23 protein-coding genes and 1 tRNA gene are annotated in these 17,516 nt (G+C 64.9%); 17 read left to right on the top strand and 7 right to left on the bottom strand.

Going from position 1 to position 17,516, the window contains the following annotated elements:
• Positions 1-10 precede the first annotated feature (10 nt).
• From WD012_RS05895 to WD012_RS05850, 10 genes are all read left to right on the top strand, one after another.
• Positions 11-1,330, top strand: coding sequence for a glutamate-5-semialdehyde dehydrogenase (locus tag WD012_RS05895; protein ID WP_339562839.1), 1,320 nt, complete (start codon positions 11-13; stop codon positions 1,328-1,330).
• Positions 1,331-1,405: 75 nt separating this feature from the next.
• Positions 1,406-2,023, top strand: a complete 618-nt coding sequence (locus WD012_RS05890; protein ID WP_339562838.1) for a phosphoribosylglycinamide synthetase — start codon at positions 1,406-1,408, stop codon at positions 2,021-2,023.
• Between the two features lie 23 nt (positions 2,024-2,046).
• Positions 2,047-2,787, top strand: coding sequence for a nicotinate-nucleotide adenylyltransferase (gene nadD, locus WD012_RS05885; RefSeq protein WP_422614375.1), 741 nt, complete (start codon positions 2,047-2,049; stop codon positions 2,785-2,787).
• Between the two features lie 64 nt (positions 2,788-2,851).
• Complete coding sequence (locus WD012_RS05880) at positions 2,852-3,871, top strand: ribose-phosphate diphosphokinase (protein WP_339562837.1); 1,020 nt, start codon at positions 2,852-2,854, stop codon at positions 3,869-3,871.
• 102 nt (positions 3,872-3,973) lie between these two features.
• Positions 3,974-4,044: transfer RNA gene (locus WD012_RS05875), tRNA-Gln, on the top strand.
• Positions 4,045-4,931: 887 nt separating this feature from the next.
• Positions 4,932-5,816, top strand: a complete 885-nt coding sequence (locus WD012_RS05870; protein WP_339562836.1) for a hypothetical protein — start codon at positions 4,932-4,934, stop codon at positions 5,814-5,816.
• Positions 5,813-5,935, top strand: a complete 123-nt coding sequence (locus WD012_RS05865; RefSeq protein WP_339562835.1) for a hypothetical protein — start codon at positions 5,813-5,815, stop codon at positions 5,933-5,935. Before WD012_RS05870 ends, WD012_RS05865 begins: the two co-directional genes overlap by 4 nt.
• A gap of 88 nt (positions 5,936-6,023) precedes the next feature.
• Entirely contained in the window at positions 6,024-6,365 is a 342-nt protein-coding gene (locus tag WD012_RS05860) for a hypothetical protein (protein WP_339562834.1), read from the top strand.
• Positions 6,362-6,640 carry a hypothetical protein gene (locus WD012_RS05855; protein WP_339562833.1) on the top strand — a complete coding sequence of 93 codons (279 nt, stop codon included), beginning with the start codon at positions 6,362-6,364 and terminating at the stop codon, positions 6,638-6,640. Before WD012_RS05860 ends, WD012_RS05855 begins: the two co-directional genes overlap by 4 nt.
• On the top strand, positions 6,637-6,840 hold the full coding sequence (locus tag WD012_RS05850; protein ID WP_339562832.1) for a hypothetical protein: 204 nt from the start codon (positions 6,637-6,639) through the stop codon (positions 6,838-6,840). The genes WD012_RS05855 and WD012_RS05850 overlap by 4 nt, the downstream gene beginning before the upstream one ends.
• Here WD012_RS05850 and WD012_RS05845 read toward each other — a convergent pair.
• Entirely contained in the window at positions 6,818-7,159 is a 342-nt protein-coding gene (locus tag WD012_RS05845; protein ID WP_339562831.1) for a hypothetical protein, read from the bottom strand. The two genes, WD012_RS05850 and WD012_RS05845, sit on opposite strands and share 23 nt — an antisense overlap.
• 442 nt (positions 7,160-7,601) lie before the next feature.
• Between WD012_RS05845 and WD012_RS05840 the strand changes: the two genes are divergently transcribed.
• The gene (locus WD012_RS05840) at positions 7,602-7,961 is read left to right on the top strand and encodes a hypothetical protein (protein ID WP_339562830.1); all 360 of its coding nucleotides are present in this window, start codon (positions 7,602-7,604) and stop codon (positions 7,959-7,961) included.
• A gap of 214 nt (positions 7,962-8,175) precedes the next feature.
• Here WD012_RS05840 and WD012_RS05835 read toward each other — a convergent pair whose 3' ends face one another.
• Positions 8,176-8,361 (bottom strand): hypothetical protein, encoded by a 186-nt coding sequence (locus WD012_RS05835; protein ID WP_339562829.1) that lies wholly within the window; start codon positions 8,359-8,361, stop codon positions 8,176-8,178.
• Positions 8,362-8,516: 155 nt separating this feature from the next.
• On the opposite strand from WD012_RS05835, the gene ssb reads away from it, so the two are divergent.
• The 5 genes from ssb (at position 8,517) to WD012_RS05810 (ending at position 12,099) form a co-directional block, all read left to right on the top strand.
• A complete protein-coding gene (ssb, locus tag WD012_RS05830; protein WP_339562828.1) occupies positions 8,517-8,978 on the top strand; it encodes a single-stranded DNA-binding protein in 462 nt (153 codons plus the stop codon).
• A 334-nt stretch (positions 8,979-9,312) separates the two neighbouring features.
• Positions 9,313-9,498 carry a hypothetical protein gene (locus WD012_RS05825; protein WP_339562827.1) on the top strand — a complete coding sequence of 62 codons (186 nt, stop codon included), beginning with the start codon at positions 9,313-9,315 and terminating at the stop codon, positions 9,496-9,498.
• A 200-nt stretch (positions 9,499-9,698) separates the two neighbouring features.
• Positions 9,699-11,636 carry an AAA family ATPase gene (locus tag WD012_RS05820; protein WP_339562898.1) on the top strand — a complete coding sequence of 646 codons (1,938 nt, stop codon included), beginning with the start codon at positions 9,699-9,701 and terminating at the stop codon, positions 11,634-11,636.
• A 50-nt stretch (positions 11,637-11,686) separates the two neighbouring features.
• On the top strand, positions 11,687-11,896 hold the full coding sequence (locus WD012_RS05815; protein WP_339562826.1) for a hypothetical protein: 210 nt from the start codon (positions 11,687-11,689) through the stop codon (positions 11,894-11,896).
• A gap of 32 nt (positions 11,897-11,928) precedes the next feature.
• Complete coding sequence (locus WD012_RS05810; protein ID WP_339562825.1) at positions 11,929-12,099, top strand: hypothetical protein; 171 nt, start codon at positions 11,929-11,931, stop codon at positions 12,097-12,099.
• Between the two features lie 139 nt (positions 12,100-12,238).
• On the opposite strand, the gene WD012_RS05805 is transcribed toward WD012_RS05810, so the two are convergent.
• The 5 genes from WD012_RS05805 to WD012_RS05785 form a co-directional block, all read right to left on the bottom strand.
• Positions 12,239-13,231 carry a nucleotidyl transferase AbiEii/AbiGii toxin family protein gene (locus WD012_RS05805; protein ID WP_339562824.1) on the bottom strand — a complete coding sequence of 331 codons (993 nt, stop codon included), beginning with the start codon at positions 13,229-13,231 and terminating at the stop codon, positions 12,239-12,241.
• Positions 13,228-13,767, bottom strand: a complete 540-nt coding sequence (abiEi, locus tag WD012_RS05800; protein ID WP_339562823.1) for a type IV toxin-antitoxin system AbiEi family antitoxin — start codon at positions 13,765-13,767, stop codon at positions 13,228-13,230. Before abiEi ends, WD012_RS05805 begins: the two co-directional genes overlap by 4 nt.
• A 35-nt stretch (positions 13,768-13,802) precedes the next feature.
• Entirely contained in the window at positions 13,803-14,351 is a 549-nt protein-coding gene (locus WD012_RS08500; RefSeq protein ID WP_422614373.1) for a Fic family protein, read from the bottom strand.
• Positions 14,352-14,904: 553 nt separating this feature from the next.
• On the bottom strand, positions 14,905-15,420 hold the full coding sequence (locus WD012_RS05790) for a hypothetical protein (protein ID WP_339562822.1): 516 nt from the start codon (positions 15,418-15,420) through the stop codon (positions 14,905-14,907).
• Between the two features lie 22 nt (positions 15,421-15,442).
• The gene (locus WD012_RS05785) at positions 15,443-16,045 is read right to left on the bottom strand and encodes a hypothetical protein (RefSeq protein WP_339562821.1); all 603 of its coding nucleotides are present in this window, start codon (positions 16,043-16,045) and stop codon (positions 15,443-15,445) included.
• 314 nt (positions 16,046-16,359) lie between these two features.
• Here WD012_RS05785 and WD012_RS05780 point away from each other — a divergent pair, with 314 nt between their 5' ends.
• A complete protein-coding gene (locus tag WD012_RS05780; protein ID WP_339562820.1) occupies positions 16,360-17,232 on the top strand; it encodes a class C sortase in 873 nt (290 codons plus the stop codon).
• The last annotated feature ends 284 nt before the right edge of the window (positions 17,233-17,516 follow it).

The following is a 17,516-nucleotide window of genomic DNA, read 5'->3' as shown; positions in this document are numbered from 1 at the left end:
TGTTTTGGCTATGACGAACCAAGAAGACAACGAGCGGGAAGCACGCGTGGACGCGCAGGTCTTCAGCGCCGTATGCATGATGGCCGACGCCGCCGCCCGGGCCCAGCGCACGCTCGAACAAGCCGACACGGAAGCGAAGAACGAGCTGCTGCTCGCCATCGCCGACGCCCTCGACGCGCATGCCGACGACATCGCCGCCGCCAACGCGCAGGACATGCAGGAAGCCTTCGAATCCGGCATGGACCAAGGCAAACTCGACCGGCTGCGGTTCGACGTGGACCGTGTCGCCGCCAGCGCGCAAGGCGTCCGGCACGTCGCCACGCTGCCCGACCCGGTCGGGCAAGTCGTACGCGGGTACAACCTGCCCAACGGGCTGCGCCTCAACCAGGTGCGTGTGCCCATCGGCGTCATCGGCATGATCTATGAGGCCCGCCCCAACGTGACGGTCGATGTCGCCTCGCTGTGCCTCAAATCCGGCAACGCGGCGATCCTGCGCGGCGGACACGCGGCGGAACGCACCAACGCGGCCACATTGCGCATCATCCGCGACACCATCGCCGGGCACGGGTTCGACCCGGCGCTCGTCGCGACCGTCGACGCCTACGGACGTCAAGGCGCAACCGCCATGATGGAGGCGCGCGGCCATATCGACGTGCTCATCCCGCGCGGCGGGGCAGGGCTCATCCAGGCCGTGGTACGCAACTCCAAGGTCCCGGTCATCGAGACCGGCGCCGGCAACGTCCATATCTATGTCGACCGTTCCGGCGACCTCACCAAGGCCATCCCCATCATCGTGAACGCGAAAACCCAGCGCGTCGGCGTGTGCAACGCGGCGGAAAAGCTGCTCGTCCACCGTGACGTCGCCGAGCGGTTCCTGCCGATGGCCGCGCAGGCGCTCGCCGAGGCGAATGTGGTGCTGCGCGCCGACGAGTACGCCTACGGCATCATCGACGCCGCGGGCATCGAGGGCATCGACCTCGAACAGGCGGACGAACAGGATTGGGATACCGAATACCTTGCACTGAAAATGGGTGTCAAGGTCGTCGATTCGCTTGACGAGGCGATCGAGCACATCAACATGCACTCTACCGGGCATACCGAATCGATCATCGCCGAGGACTATTCCGCGATTGAACGGTTCACCAGGCTCGTGGATTCCGCCGTGGTCATGGTCAACGCCTCCACAAGGTTCACCGACGGCGGTGTCTTCGGCTTCGGCGCCGAACTCGGCATCTCCACGCAGAAGATGCACGCGCGCGGCCCGATGGGCTTGCAGGAGATGACCACCACCAAGTGGATCGGCTATGGCACCGGACAGGTGCGTCGGTAACTCGTGACGGAAGACCCCGACGGCCGGGAATGTGGCCTCAAGGGACGGTCCGGACGGACCGTGAAGGGAACGAAGGTGACACAAGTGGCAGTGAATGAAGCATTGGCGCGGGACCGCGGCATCGACCTGGACGACCCCAAGCTCGCCCTGCGGATCGCGGCGGAACGGCTCAGTACCGTCAGATACGTCTTCCTCGTGCAAATCGAGGACGGCATCGCCACCGCCTCGCAGCGCGCATCCTTGGAGTACGCGGACGCCGTGCTCATCGGATGGCCCGAGAACAACGCGCCGGACGTGGTCGACCTTGACGGGCAGCAGCAGGCGCAGGTGGCCGAGCATATGCACGTCATGGAGGAGCATATCCGCAAATATGCCGCCATGGAGCGCGACGGCGATATCGACGGCATGACCGACACGCTGATCCGCATCACCGAACGGGTGGCGGAGATCCGCCGCCTGTACCAGCCGGACTTCCTGCTGCCCACGTTTGCGGAGATCCGCAGGGTCGTCCAGCAGGAGTGGGATGAGGATATGGGTAAGATCGACCCCAAGGAGCCCGATCCGACCGCCGAACAGATCGAAGAGCAGACCGAGGCCGCGGACAAGCAGCAGCGCGCATCTACGGACCAGGGCGGCCATGGCCACGGCCCTGAAGCCCAGCCGCATGAGGCGCATCACGGGGGCGCGCAGTGAGCGAGGCGACCGCAGAGCAGTCGATGCCTGCACCGGGGCAGTCCGATGCGGGCAGACGCATGTCCGACCTGTTGCGGCGCCCCCAGATTGATGCCTCCGGCATGCGTTCACGTCGCTCAGCGCGCGGCAACTGGCATAGCAGGCCGCGCATCGGCATCATGGGCGGTACGTTCGACCCGATCCACAACGGGCATCTGGTCGCCGCATCCGAAGTCGCGTGGGTGTATGACCTTGACGAAGTGATCTTCGTGCCGACCGGACGCCCGGTATTCAAGTTGGACCGGCATGTCACCAACGCCGAGGACCGGTATCTCATGACGGTGATCGCCACCGCATCGAACCCCAAATTCACGGTCTCACGCGTCGATATCGACCGTCCGGGCATCACCTACACCATCGACACGCTGCGCGACATCCACGCCCAGCATCCCGACGCCGAACTGTTCTTCATCACCGGCGCCGACGCCGTCGCGGAGATCATGCGCTGGAAGGATGCCGACAAGATGTGGGATCTCGCCCGGTTCGTCGCCGTCACCCGCCCCGGCTACACCAGCCCGTCGTCCCAGCTGCTCGGCGCTGGGCATGTGGACATGCTCGAGATTCCGGCGCTGGCCATATCGTCGACCGACGTGCGCAGAAGGGCGATGCATGGCGAACCCGTCTGGTATCTCGTACCGGACGGCGTGGTACAGTACATCGGCAAGCACGGCCTGTACTATCCCGATGCGGCTGAGCGGGGCGAGGAGCCGCGGCCCCGCGCCTGATACGGTCAATGCGGATGGCTACTATGAAATACGTCCACTTCAGCGAACAACGTTTGGAGACACGGTGAGCGCAATCCTCGAAGGAAAGCCTGATAAAAACCTCATTCTCGTTACCGGCCGGGCACATCCCAGGCTGGCGCAGGATGTTGCCAAGCAGCTCGGCATCGACGTACTGGAAACCACGGCATACGATTTCGCGAACGGCGAGATGTATGTGCGCTACACCGAATCGGTCCGTGGCGCCGACGTGTTCGTGCTGCAAAGCCACTGCAACCCCGTGAACAAGTCCATCATGGAGCAGCTCATCATGATTGACGCGCTCAAGCGCGCGTCGGCCCGCTCCATCACCGCGGTGTGCCCGCTGCTGGGCTATTCGCGTCAGGACAAGAAGCATCGCGGCCGCGAACCCATCTCCTGCCGTCTCATGTTCGACCTGCTCAAGACCGCCGGCGCCGACCGCATCATGAGCGTCGACCTGCATGCGGCGCAGTCCCAAGGTTTCTTCGACGGGCCGGTGGATCATCTGATCGCCATGCCGGTGCTGGTCGATTACATCCGTGACCGGTTCGCCAACCAGCTGGACAATGTCGCCGTCGTCTCCCCGGATGCCGGGCGTATCCGCGTCGCCGAACAGTGGGCGCAGCGCCTCGGCGGCGGCCCGCTCGCCTTCATCCACAAGACCCGCGACATCACCCGGCCCAACCAGGTGGTCTCCAACCGCGTGGTCGGTGAAGTCCAAGGCAAGGATTGCGTGCTCGTCGACGATCTGATCGACACCGCAGGTACCATCGCCGGCGCATGCCATGTGCTGCGTGACGCGGGCGCCAAGTCCGTGACCGTTGTCGCCACTCACGGCGTGCTGTCCGGTCCTGCCGTCGAACGGCTCAAGAACTGCGGTGCGCGTGAGGTCGTGCTCACCGACACCGTGCCGATTCCCGAGGAGAAGCGCTGGGACGGTTTGACGGTCCTGTCCATCGCGCCGCTGCTCGCCAGCGCCATCAAGGCGGTGTTCGAGGACGGCTCGGTCGCCGAGCTTTTCGACACCTACCCGGTACATCACGGTCAGGGCTTCCTATTCGCCTGAAATTCCGCGGTTTCGTCAATCCGGCAGCGCGAAGTGACGCGCGGTCGGATTGACGAAACACGAGAGTATGGCATAATAGCAACTTGGCGGTGAAGCCGCCGATCCCCCATGGTGTAATGGCAGCACACGGGTCTTTGGAACCCTTTGTCTTGGTTCGAGTCCAGGTGGGGGAACCCGAAACGGTTCCGCGTGCGAAACACGGAACCCGCGCCGGCCGGGCCCGCGAAATCCGGGTCCGGCAACGGCATCACGAACGCACGAGGCCCCACCGCCCCGTGCGTTTTGCTTTGTCTCCTGCCATCTGGCATGTCGCCGCACGGATGTGACTGCCGTGTGTCTTTTGCAATACAGCTTCGTCCGTGTCGGTCGGGAACCGTCTATCGTGTGAGCCAATCCTCACATACCTGGGGCAAGGCATGCTTGTTCGGGTGATTCCCTTGTCTGCATGGTTGGTGTGTGAGCCAATCCTCACGCGGCGGGCGTTAGGCTTGTTGAGACTGCCGGTTCTTGCCATCGGAAGGCGTACCGTGTGAGCCGATGCTCTCACCGCCGGGCACCATGCAGACTTGGTCGGCTGATGGTTCTTGCCTGAACGGCTGTTGTGTGAGCCGGGTGTCACACAATGACGGGCAGCGGCGTCCCACGCCCGCTGCCATGCCGGGCGCATCACGCAGGGAGCAGGTTTCCCGCGGCACAGCCCAGAGGGGTAACAGTCTGTCGTTTCCGCGCGGCGAAACGTTTCGCCGGGTATGTCTCGGCATGCGCGATTCGTCGGATGCCGTCCGGGGACGGTTGAGGGATGGAGCGGTTCATTCTGTCGCGCATGCCGGGGCATACGCAAGCCGTCAGATGTCGTCCCATGTGCACGGCATAGGTATGTTCCGCCGCGTTGTAGATGCCGGGACATGCACAACGCGGCGGAACGTTCCGGCGGCATCCCTCACGCCCGTGGTGCCATGCCTGGTTCCGGCAGGCGACACATCTTGCGTTCCTGGTTTTCGCTTGTCATGCCCGCGGCATCCGGGGATCTCCGATACGATTGCCGTAGGAGATGATGGTCATGACACTTGCGGCGAATGCCATATGGCTGGTGGCGGCGGTCGCGTTGATACACTGGTCGCGCCGGACGGACGGCATAGGTTTCGGCCCGTACGTCCGGTGCCCGTGGTGCCGCATGTGGTATCAGGCGTGCGAGCCTGCCTGCCCGTCATGCTGTTTTGACGACCATCCTCCGGTGTGGGCGGGTGCGTCATTCCCGTGGGAGGCGGCCGGCTATGACGGTGATGCCGCTGACCATGCGGTGATCGAATGCCGCAGGGTGGTCGCGTCGCAGCGGACCGCCAAGACGCTGCGCGCCCTGGCCATCGCCCGGATCGTGATTATCGTGGTGGCGTGCGCGCTTGCCGGATGGTGCATCCAGGCCAGTTGCGAGAGCTTCGACGCCGGCGGGATCAACACGCTGAGGCTCAGGTATGAGATGTTCATGCCGCTGGTCGGCTGGAGCTTTTACGAGCTCATGGCATCCTGCTACCTGCTGGGCGACGGGGGCGCCACGCGTCAAGGGCCGTCGGGCGCCCTGCCGTCCCTTGCCGCGCGTGCGCTGTGCCGGGGCGGATACGCCGGCGGGGGATGGCGGTGTTCGGGCGGCAGACGGCATGTGGGCTTTGCCGCGGTGCTCGCGTATACGGGGTGCGGTGTCGTGAGTCTCGTCATGCTGACGATGATGCTGTACTGCGGTATCTTCCCGGCGCACCCCGTCACGGCGAGTACCGGCCAGGGCGGCGTCACCATGCGTGTCCTCGGTATCGCCGCCATCATGTATGCGGTGAACGTCCTGCTGCTGGGCGTGGCGTCACGCGCCGGATCCCTGGTCGAACGGCCGCAACCCGGCATCCCCGACGGCGGATGGCCGGAACCCCCTCGGATGCCTCGCCCGATGAGGTGAACCAGTCCAACCTGATTATCGACACTGATGGCACGGCAAGCGAAAGGACCGTGACCATCACGCCGTCCGAGCATTGCGAAAGCATGTTCGGATACCAGATCCTGTACTACAGGCAGTAGTAACGCCGCAAGACCCATGGAGGCAGTGGCCTGACCGGTTACCATATCGGACAGGCCACTGCCTCCATTGTTTCGTACGGGAGTCACCATGCCCGCCGTCCGCCGCGCGCGCCAGTGGACGGTATCGGTGCGGGGGCGTGTGGAGGGGCATGACGATTTCGCATCAGGATATGCCGTTGACGCCGGCCGGCGGCCGGAGGACGTGTGCGCCGTTGTTCTCCGTCGCCGACGGGACAGCGGTCTCGCCGGCGACGGGCGTGACGGTGCGCGCGACCTGGTCGAACGGCTCGCGATCCGGTCGCTGCTGGCGGAACACCTCACCGGGCAGACACCAGCCCAGGCGTACATCATCGCCTGGCGGCGCGCCTGGGATGCGGCCATCGGATTCTGCATCGACGCCGAACAGGCCCTCGACCAAGAGGACGCATGAGCCGGGTATCGCACGCCCGCCGCACGGGCGCGTTCACGCGCGGGGAACGGGCGCGGATCGCGTCCCTGCCCGCGGTCGAACGGTGCGACGAGACATGGATCACGTGGAGCACAGGGTTCGACAGGCGGGTCGCCGAACGGGTCGCGGCGGGGGAGAGCCTGACGGCAGTGTTCCGCGAGGCCGGTCTGGGTCCGGAGGTCATCGGGCGCAAAAGGATCGAACGGTGCGCCGCCAGATGGCGGGCACGCTACACCAGCAGCAAGGAGACACGGTGATAGACGACAAGGAACGGTTCACCAGGGCGCTCGTCATCCTCGCGGCGATCCTGCCCACGTTCGTCCTGGTCGCGGTCGAATGCATGCTCCTGCCAGCCCTGGGATGGCTCTGGATCCTGCTCATCATCATCCTCGCCCTGGCCGCGGGCTACAGCCTCTTCGCCATAGCCCGCATCCTCATCCACGGCCGCCGCCGGTGACCCCACGACACCCGGCCGCGCGGCGCAGACGGTAGCCGTTGACCATGCGCACCACGGAACGGACATACCCATGGCCCTGCCCGTCGAAGACGACAGGCAGGAGCAGACGTTCAAGCAGCATCGGATCGGCACATTCCCGGGCGGTCAGGGCATACCCGCCGACACCGAGACAGGGGTGCAATGACGAGACCGCCCCGACCCACGCATCATAGACGAGGACGCAACGATCCAACAGCACCGCGGCGCCCGGCAACGCCCGGCGGCGGCATCCCACGCCATGACGGTCTCCAACGCCGTTGGACGGTGGCGCAGAAGCCACACGTACCCCCGGGCAAGACATGATCCGGGCACACATCCGGGCACCGCCGTGCCGGTCATCCCGCCATCCGGTCCGCCGTATCGCGCCATACACCACCTCCGCCCGCGTCACACGCCCCCGCGCCCGTCCCATGACGATACCCGGCGTGCTCCGGGATATGGACGCCCGCTGCACGGGCGGATGTCCCATACCGTGTGGAGCGGCTTCGCCGCCGCCGATCGTTGTTTTCTATCGCCCGGACGGCTTCGCCGTAAGGATCATAGCGGCACGCGCCGCATGTCAACGCCGCCGCGCCAGCGCCCCCTGCGGGGGCGGCGCGTCGTCTTATGACATGCGCCGCTACCACCGCTAACGCTACCGCTTGACCATCCGGCCGACAAGAAAAAACACAGGGCCCGATACCAGGCCGGGGGCACGCGGACCAAAGGAAAGGAGACCCACGATGTGCAACTACAGGCTCACCGTGCAGATCAGCGCGAACAGCCAACAGGTCGACGGCGGCGGATGGGGCACCGCGATCACCTTCACCAAATCCACCATCATCGACGGCAAGGACCGCGCCCAGGCGATCGCCCTACGCGACCTGCTCAACCAGCCCGAACCCGCCAGGAACCCGACCGGCACCCCCATGTGGGACCGAGCCTATGGGATGAGCAACCGCGAATGCTGGCAATGGCAGATCGCCGCCCGGCACAGCAGCTGCCTCACCCAGATCCTCCAGACCGCCGGCATCGACTGGCCCGACCAAGGCAACCCCGACATCGACCTGCCCGTCATCACCATCAACCTCGCCACCTACTGAACTCCGCAACACAACAGGAAAGGAACACCATCATGACCACCAACGCCACCATCCCGTCCATGCCACACCGCCGCGGCCAGGCACGCCTCGACACGCAACGCCGGTTCGCCGCCACGACCCGCCTCGCGGACATCACCGCCATCATTCACGCCCACCCCGGCATGCGCCTGGACATCGACCACGACCGGTACGAGACCCGACCCGCCCTCGCGACCTATGGACCGTATGGAGCGGACGATTCCGCCACCTCGGCGGCATCGACCTCGGCGGCATCCAGATCACCTGCCGCGGCTTCTACGCCGGGAGCCCCACCCGGGCAGCCGAGGAACGGGACATCACCCCAGGCGACGCGTTCCACCACGGCAGGCCCGCATACGACCGGTACACGTTCACCATCCACGCGCCCAACGCCACCCTCGTCTACCGGTACGAGGGCGACGACCTCGACACCCAAGCCGAATAACCCCCGCGCCCGGGGCGCATATCACGCGCGCGCCGCGTGGACAGACACGGGCACGACCCGCCACAGACAACCAACCCCCAAGGAGGAGACCCATGGCAACCATCAACGAGATTACGATGACCGTGGCCGGCAACCTCGTCGCCGACCCCGAAATCAAACACACCACCACCGGGCGCAGCGCCGCCAGGTTCCGCATCGCCCAGACCGCCGCCGTCGAACGCAACGGGGTATGGGAGGACGGACAGACCACGTTCATCCGCTGCGTCGCCTATGGGCCGATCGCCGACCACATCGCCGCGTCCCGTATCGGCAAAGGCACCCGCCTGGTCGTCACCGGACGATACGCCCAACGCGACTGGCAGACCGACCAGGGCGAACGCCGCAGCACCTACGAGCTCACCGTCGACGATATCGGCGCCAGCATCAAATACGCGACCGTCCACATCGACCGCGCCCCGACCCGCCTCCAACCCGCCGCCACGAACGACACGGCCGGCGACCCGTGGAAGAACGACGACATGTTCACCCGGCAACCCGAACAACCCGAATTCTGACCGGCCACAGGCACCCCACACCAGGACGCCCGATATCGGAAAGGCCCGTCCCCGACACGCCGCGGCATGCGGGGCGGGCCTTTCCCATACCCGATATCACGACACACACCCGCAAGACCGGGAACACCGATATCGCGGGCCGTACCGCGGCGCCGATACCGGCCCGGCACCGCCATCCACTCCGATACCGCCGTCCATGGTGTTCACGCATGGGCCGCCCCGGGAAGTAGCATGGATTCCTGATATCGTTCCATGGCACAGGCCCGCGGACGAAACAACAGGGGAGGTCAATCATGATCCGGAATAGTTCGGTGCGGGGCAACGGGGGCAGCCGATGAAATGGCTTCTCGTCATCGCCCTGGTACTGATACTCGGGATTCTCTCATACTCGGCGACCCAGCATCATCTGGACGTCAAGGCCGCGCGGATGCAACACGGCAACGATGAAGACCGTAGGTCGGCGAAGGAACTACGCGAAATCTCCAGGAAAATCGACCAGGGAAAATACCTCTACCGGTAATCGCGAAAGACGGGCGGACGCTCCGCGGCGCCGGCCGATATCGACGGTCGGCGCCGCCGCCCCGATATCACGCCAGGCGACCTGCCCGCCGGCCCGAAGACCGATATCAGTGCCCTGGAGGCACCGGCCGATATCGGCGACCCCGTCTCTAGCCATCGATATCGGCGGGGGAGAGGAAACGATAGCGGCGGTCGGGCGTCATCAAACCAGGCCAGCTCGTCATCATCGACGAGGCCGGCATGGTCGACACGCGCGTGCTCGTCCGCATCACCGGGCTCGCCGCGCAGGCCGGCGCCAGGATCATCATGACCGGCGACCCCAAACAGCTCGACAGCGTCTCCGGCGCGGGCGGCATGCTCGGCTGGGCCGACCGGCACGACGCATGCCGGCACCTGTCCAGCATCTGGCGGTTCACCGCCGCGCCCGACAAATGGGCGCTCGACCCGCAAGGCGCCGCCTCGGCACGCCGGTGGGACGGCGAATCCCGGGCCACGCTGCGCCTGCGCGACGGCGGCGATCCGCTCGACGAGGCCAGCGTCAAGGCATGCCGCGCCCTGGTCGCCCAATACGCGGCCCACGACCGGATCCACTGGGGAGAGGACCCGGACATCGAGGAGACCGCCTACCGCATGTGCATCGGATGGCAGGGGATCGGCAAGACCACGCTCCTGATCGCCGGCACCAACGAGCAGGTGCGCGACATCAACCGCCGGTTCATCCTCGAACGGCGCGCCGCCGGGAAAAGCGAAGCCGACCCGGACCGGCTCATGGAACTCATGGACGGGCTGAGCGTCGGCGCGGGCGACCAGATCGTCTGCCGCGTCAACGACCACGACATCCGCTCGCACGACGGCAGGAGCATCGAGAACGGCATGGCGTTCCGCATCCTGGACACCAGCGACGGCACGACCGCCCGCGTAAGGAGCCTGGACGACGGAAGCATATGGGACATCCCGCGCGGATTCCTCGAAACCGGCTGCAAGGCCGGGTACGCGGCCACGATCCACGGCAGCCAGGGCATGACCGTCGACCGGTGCGCCGCCCTGTTCCCCGCACAGGCCAGCCTGTCCTGCAACCTCCAATACGTCGCCGGCACGCGCGGCCGCGAGGAGAACCACTTCCTGTACGGGTGCGAACCCGAGGAACAACGCCGGACCGACCACATGCTCACCGGCGCCGAGACCGACCCCCGCCGGATCGCCCTCGACCGGATGGAACATGCCCTGCTCACCCACCCGGAAACCCTGACCGCGACCGAGACCCGGGACACGGAAACCCGCAACCGGTACGACCTCAAACGCCTCATCCACGAACACGACTACGCCGCAGGCCTCATCGCCGGACCCCACCTGCTCGCCATGCTCGCCAAGACCCACGACCAGGCGGCCGTCGAGAAAATCAAACGCTCGCCCAGCTTCGAATGGCTGCGCGGCACATGGTCACGCGCCTGGACGGCAGACCCGAAACGCGCCCTCGCCATCATCTCCCGCCCGCCCGACGCGCGACGGCACACCACCGGCATCGACCGGACCCGCAGCCTCGCCTGCCAGGCCGCCCGAACCCTGCTCGCCGGCAGGACTCCGGACGGCCGGGAAGACACGCGGATCACCATCACCCTGGACGCCGGAGAGGACACCGTCGGCATGCTCACCGGCATGCTCGACGACACCGGCATCGGCCACACCGCCAGCACGACCCCGGACGGGCGGACAGGCATCAGCGTCGAGACACGCGATACGCCGGCCCTCAAGGCGATGCTCGACACATGGATGCAATGCCGCGACGACATCAGCCCCGACCTGATCGACGGGTGGGCCACCCTGCGCGCTACCGCACGCCACGAAACCCGGCAGGACCCCGAACTCGCCAGGAAAGCCCGGCCCACGGAACCCGACTGGGCCGCCACCAGCCTCATCGCCGCCACAATCATCCTCGGCGTGCTCGCCGGGATAGCGGGACGGGCCGCGGCGGCGCCACGACTCCACCAGCAGATCATCTGGGGCCTCGCCGCCGCCGTCCTCGCGCTCATACAGGCGGCCGTCATCTGGACCATCGCCAGCCGCTACCTGCCCATCACCGGCATCGACACCCTCCTGCGGCACATGCTCCACGTCCCGGGCATGCCCGGCATCCTGTGACAGGCGCGGCATAGAATGGAACACACACCGGAACCAAGCAAGGAGGAGCCGTGCGATACGTCACGGGCATGCACGCCCTGAACCTGGGGGACCGGACAAGCACGCCGGGCGACTGGCATTTCAGCGCCATGGACTGGCAGCATCCCATGATTCTCGAATCCGGGCGTTCCCCGTTCGGCGACTACGGGATCACACCCCAGGACGTGCCCGGGCACGGCGTCATGCCCGTCGCCAGCCACACCGCGCCTGCCTCGACCTGATCGAACAAGGCCTGTACGGCAGCGCGCAAGGCATGCGCGACGACTTCATCGCCAACCCCGCCTACGACCGGGAGATCATGGACCAGGTATGGAAACTCCACACCCGCCGGGACTGGCCGCAAATCGACCGGTTCATGGGACACGAATACCTCGGCCGATGGCTCGACTACAAGCAGGACAGGCAACACGACACCAAGGCATGACCATGGAACACCGGACCGGACACGGCGATACACCCTGACGTCCGTTTCCCGCGCACCATGGACGAGACGGGGCTGCGCGGCGGCGGGGCCTCGCAAGCCACACATCTGCATGGCATAGCCGGACGGGACAGGCGGACAATCAGGCCATACCCATCCCGGGGGCCGGTGCATTCGGATCTAAGGACGGGTGCGTGGGATCCGGCAGAGGAAGCAGGGGAGCGTCGTCTGTAGCGGGCAATCCGCGATGTGATCCCGTTGTCGGCAGCTCCGGCGTGTGGCTGGCGAACAGGCCGGCGAGCAGTTCGCGCGTGCCGTGCATCCACAGCGGGCGCTCGATCGTCCGCGCGATCCTGGAAGCGGGAAGGAACCGTTCCATCTCGCGGGCGAACCCGTCGGATTCGAACGCGTCGGCGAGACGATCCTGGACGAGGGGATAGCGTTGCGCGTACCTGTCCAGCTCGCCATAATCCAATGCCTTCATCCGTCTGAGCTCGCCGACCTTGTCCTGCCGGATGCCCGGCTGGCGCGACAGCCACGCCAGATCCCACAAATCACGGTACCTGACATGTGAGGAACATACGAACGACTCGATCTTGTCGGCGAGGATCTCCTCGCGGCTTTCCACCATGAGCATCACATCGGAGAACCCGCCCAGCTCCGCATAGTTCACCATGAGCGGGCGGGCGACCGGGTCGTGCGCGTCGATCGAGGCGACCTCGATCTTGATCCGCTGCCGGGGGATGTCCTTGCGCCGGGGCGTGGTGTCCACGATCACGGTCCAGGCGCTGACCAGACCTGCTGCCGTGCGCGGTTCCTTCACGTCGACGGTTACGTCGTACCGGCCACCGACTGCATGTTCGACGCAATCCTTCAACCGGTCCAGTCCGGTGCGGTCGAATCCTCGGCCGCCGGAGAAATCCAGGTCCTCGCTGTAGCGTTCGGCCCCGTAGCAAAGTCGCAGGCTGGTGCCGCCCTGGAACACGAGATGGTCCAGCAGTCCCGCTTCGTCCATCGCATCGAGGATGCTGTAGTGCAGCAGCTCCTTCTCGATGGTCATGACCATGCCGGGGCTGGCTTGCTCCTGCGCGAGGCGTATCGCATATGAGTGCAGTGCGTCGATGCCATTCATCATTCGTCCTCCATCAGCTGTTCGTCCACCAGGTCCAGGTTGCGTCCCGTGGCTTTCAGGTCGCGCAGGGCGAGCTGTTTTGAGGCGACCGGGACGCCGCGTCCCTCGGGATGCAGCAGGCCGGGCGCGATGCGGTCGATCGTGCGGGCGGTGTGCGTGAACTCGATCACCCCGTACGGGGTGCGGTACTCGCCCCGCCGGCCCGTGGTCATGTAGGTGCGCCGGTCCACGGGGATCTGGCTAATCGCCCCGTACATGCTCAGCGCGCTCTCCAGGGACTCGTAGACCAGATGCCCGCGTCGCAGGTTCCGGGCGATCAGGTCGGGTGTCGCGTCCGAGAAATGACGGGTCAGCCGGTACACGTACACGCCGCGGGCGGCGCGCACGAGGATGCCGGACCTGACCAGCCTGTCCAGCGAATCGTCGAACGTGTCCCTGGGCTCGCCGTGGAACAGCTTGCGCAGGTCGCGCTTGAGATACACGTACCTGCCGGTAAGGTCCCACCGGTCCAGCACCTTGATCGCATCACCCTGCCTCATACCGCACAAGTATACGCGAACAGTGCATAAACACACTATTCACGTACACCTATGGTGTGTCCGGCCATGGGGTGCCCGTGGCGGATGTCGGACACGATCTCCCCGATCCGGCCCTGTTCCCGGACGACATAGCCCGCGACCATGCACGCCAGAGGGGGCGGATCACCGTACGCCTGCCATTGCTCGAGCTGTCCGGCGTAGGTCCTGCCGGCATCATGCTTGATGGCGATGGGCTCGTACCCCGCCTGCATGAGCATCATGTTGAGGATCTGGCGTCCGGTCCTACCGTTGCCGTCGGCGGACGGGTGGATGTTCTCGAACATCGCGTGGAACCCGGCGGCCCGCAGGATCGGGTGTTCGCCGCCGCCGTTCACTGCGGCGACCAGCGCCTCCAGATCATCCCGGATCTCAAGCGGGTCGGCCGTCTTCACCGCGGCCCCGCGGATATGGGCGATGTAGCCGTACGGGCGGAACTCGCCGCGCAAGGCGGGCTGCATGTCCAGCGCGGTGATCTCGTGGAGCTTGCGGATGACATCGATATCCAGCGGATGCCTCCGGTCGACGAACCGTTTCACATAGGCCATGCCGTCGGCGACACCGCGCGCCGCGAAGATATACCGCGCAGGGGGCGCGAGCAGGAAGGAACCCGCCCTCCAACACCAGTTCGGTGTCCTTCAGCGACAGCGTGGATCCCTCGATCGCGTTCGAGTTATAGACGTATCGTGCCAGCCAGTCCCTGCGGTACTCGTCGATGGCCGACTGTTCCACACCGTCAAGCGGAAGCAGTCGGGCAAGCCTGCGTTTCGACTCGTCCGCACGGGCAAGGGATTCCGATACCGCGGGGCCGGACATGAGCCGGCTGAGCGTAACCGGCAACGCGTTGATCCGTCGGGTGAGAGACGGGTTCGGCATGGCTTCTTCCTTCCCTCCCCGCCGGCTGCGGCATTCGCCCGCACAACGGAAAGACGATGTCAATTCTCGGCCGCCCATAGTATGCAAGACCGAGAATCATGACAAAACGCATGCTGGGTGTGCATGCTGTGCTGAGAAGAGGGAACGGCAAAAGTCCGGCCGGGGAAAATATCCGAGGCCTGACCTTTGATATTGAATCCTCGCAGACGGATTGTGTTGATGGAATCAGTTATGGTACAGCCAAGACTCGTCTGTGGGCATCTTGGCGTGTTTGTATGTGCTGTTCACGATTCGGCATGGTGCGACCACGTCGTATCGCGAATAATCGAATTCGTATCCGCGTGCGCCGAGCTGAACCCATTTTGTCGTTCCCGTGTTGTTGGTCCAACTCCATCCCTGCTTGAAGCCCACGGAATTCGAGACCGATAGGCTGGCCGAGACATGCGCTTTGGTGAATTTGGTGAATTCCGTGTCTACCCCGCCGGATACCGATCCCGTGACAGTGAGCGTCTTGTTTGCCTCCACCGTATATTTGCCGCCTGGCGAGAGCCAGACCCTCTTGAGCGGTCCCGCTATGAAAACCGCCGTCTTGTTGGATATACCCTGGTGATGCCCGAGCTCCGCACAGGATCTCGCATAAGCCGGCGCCGTGGCGATACCCGCACCGAGTATGGACAAGGCAAATGCCAATACCGTTGCGACTGCCTGTACGCCATGGTTCTTCTTTGAACTTCTCATCATTTGCTCCTTAGATTATCCGAAATCATTGGCCGTCTGCGAGGCTGGCCTTGAACTTGTAGGTGATGATCACGATGTCGGTGGTGTCGGCGGCCTCGACCGTCATGGCGGTGCCGTGCTTCAACCGCGTGGCGGGCAGCCCGGCTCCCTGGACGGCTTCGTCCACGCACGCGTCCTGCCTGAGGATGGTGTAGCTGTGGCCGTCCGCGTCCCGCACGCCGATGGTGTACGGCCTGGGCTTGCTCTCTTTGCACATGAAGACGGCGAAATACATGTCGTCGTCGGCCACCGGCTGCGAGAACGTGACGTCCCCGCTGCCGTGCAGGGTGGCGGCCCCGAGCTCCGTGTGCGGCCGGTACTCGCTCATCGTGTGGTTTTCGGCGTACGGGCGCAGCGCGTCGACGGTGAACTTGCGGTAGACCTGCGTGCTTTCCGCCTCCTGCGATGCCGTGTCCGACGGCGTCGAGGCCATGGGGGAGGGCGTCGCAGACGTACCCGTATGGGACGCGCTGGCGTGGGGTGCGCCGGTATGGGTCGCGCCGCCGCCTGTGCCGCAAGCCGCGGTGGAAACCAGCAGCAGGCACACGCATATCATGCCGCCCAATGAACGATGGAATACCCTTCCCATATCCTTCGCCTCCTTGCTGAAGGAACCAACATCATGCCGGACACCGGTGAGTGAGCCGTGGCATGTAGCCTCTAGGATACGCCGCTTATCTGCGGGCGGCGACAATGTATCGCAGGAATCCAAGCGGTTTTTCCGCGCATGGCCGGGTGTGCGGCCGTTCGGTGTGGCCCAATCGACATTGCGGTGGGCCGCCGCCCGGTGCTCGTCACATGTCCGCCTGCATCCATAGACTGCTTCATGATTTTCACGGGTCTTGCCATCCGCGACGGCCGGGCACCGCGAATCGGTTCTCATGTGAACGAAACCGGGGCATCATGGCATCATCGCAATCCTCCCGGGCGCATGGCGCCCGTCGCTCCATAGCGCGTACCGCGGTTGCGCTGGCGGTTATGGTGTTGGGGGCGGCGTGCCTGTTGTACCCGATTGTCGCGCAATGGCGTTCCGCGATCACCGAACGGGAGGTTTCCAACGAGTATGTAAACCGCGCTTCGAGTCTTGCATCCTTGCAACGTGCAAGAATGCTCTCCCGTGCGCGGGTATACAACGACCGTGTGCGTCGCGGGCTTACCCCGCAGGCGAACATGTCCGACGAGTCATTCCGCTCGGACCGGGATTATCTGGGGCAGATTTCCGTTGACGGCGTCATGGCGACGGTCACGATCCCGCGTATTTCCGTGCAACTGCCGATTCGTCATGGTACCGACGAGACGACGCTGAACGTCGGGGCTGGGCATCTGTATGGTACGAGCCTGCCGATTGGCGGGAAAGGCACCAATAGTGTCATCGCGGGGCATCGCGGGTTGCCGGGGGCGTTGATTTTCACGCGGCTCAACGAGCTGGGTAGGGGGGATACCTTCTACATTGACGTGCTCGGTGAACGCCACTGGTATCGGGTGGATGCGATCTGGGTGGTCGACCCGACGGATACCTCGCATTTCGGCATCGATGGTGATGCCGACTATGTGACGCTGCTGACGTGCACGCCGTACGGGGTGAACACGCAACGATTGCTCGTGCGTGGCGTACGGACCGCTGCGCCCCCTGCATCCCAGGCTGATCACGGCTTTTACCCGTCTGTCATGTATGGGCTTGTGGTTTCTGGCATTGTCGGCGTGTTCGGATGTGCCGCGCTGCGGCTGTCGAGCAGTTCAATGCGGCCATGCCTATCGCGCCATGCCGTGAAGTGACATAGAGACACGCCGGGGGAGTGGTTCGTGTCTGGGGGGGGGGTAAATATGAGCGCAATACATAGTTGAGGTCAATATCTGTTTGTGGGAGGACAGAAATGCTATGTGGAAGTTAAACGTTTAATTCGTTAACGTACAGCATGTTACAAGACTGTAACACGGATTGCCGATTGAAGTTATTGCACAATTTCTATGCAATAAAGCTGTTTTACACTCAGCATTCGAATTGGCTGAAGCGTGGTGGGAAGACACGTTTCATGACCGTGGGGGAGAGAAGCGTACCA

The sequence above is a fragment of the Bifidobacterium thermophilum genome (assembly GCF_037482445.1).
GTDB lineage: Bacteria > Actinomycetota > Actinomycetes > Actinomycetales > Bifidobacteriaceae > Bifidobacterium > Bifidobacterium thermophilum_B.
The sequence above is the reverse complement of the archived record's forward strand: the minus strand, read 5'-3'. Positions and strand labels throughout refer to the sequence as shown.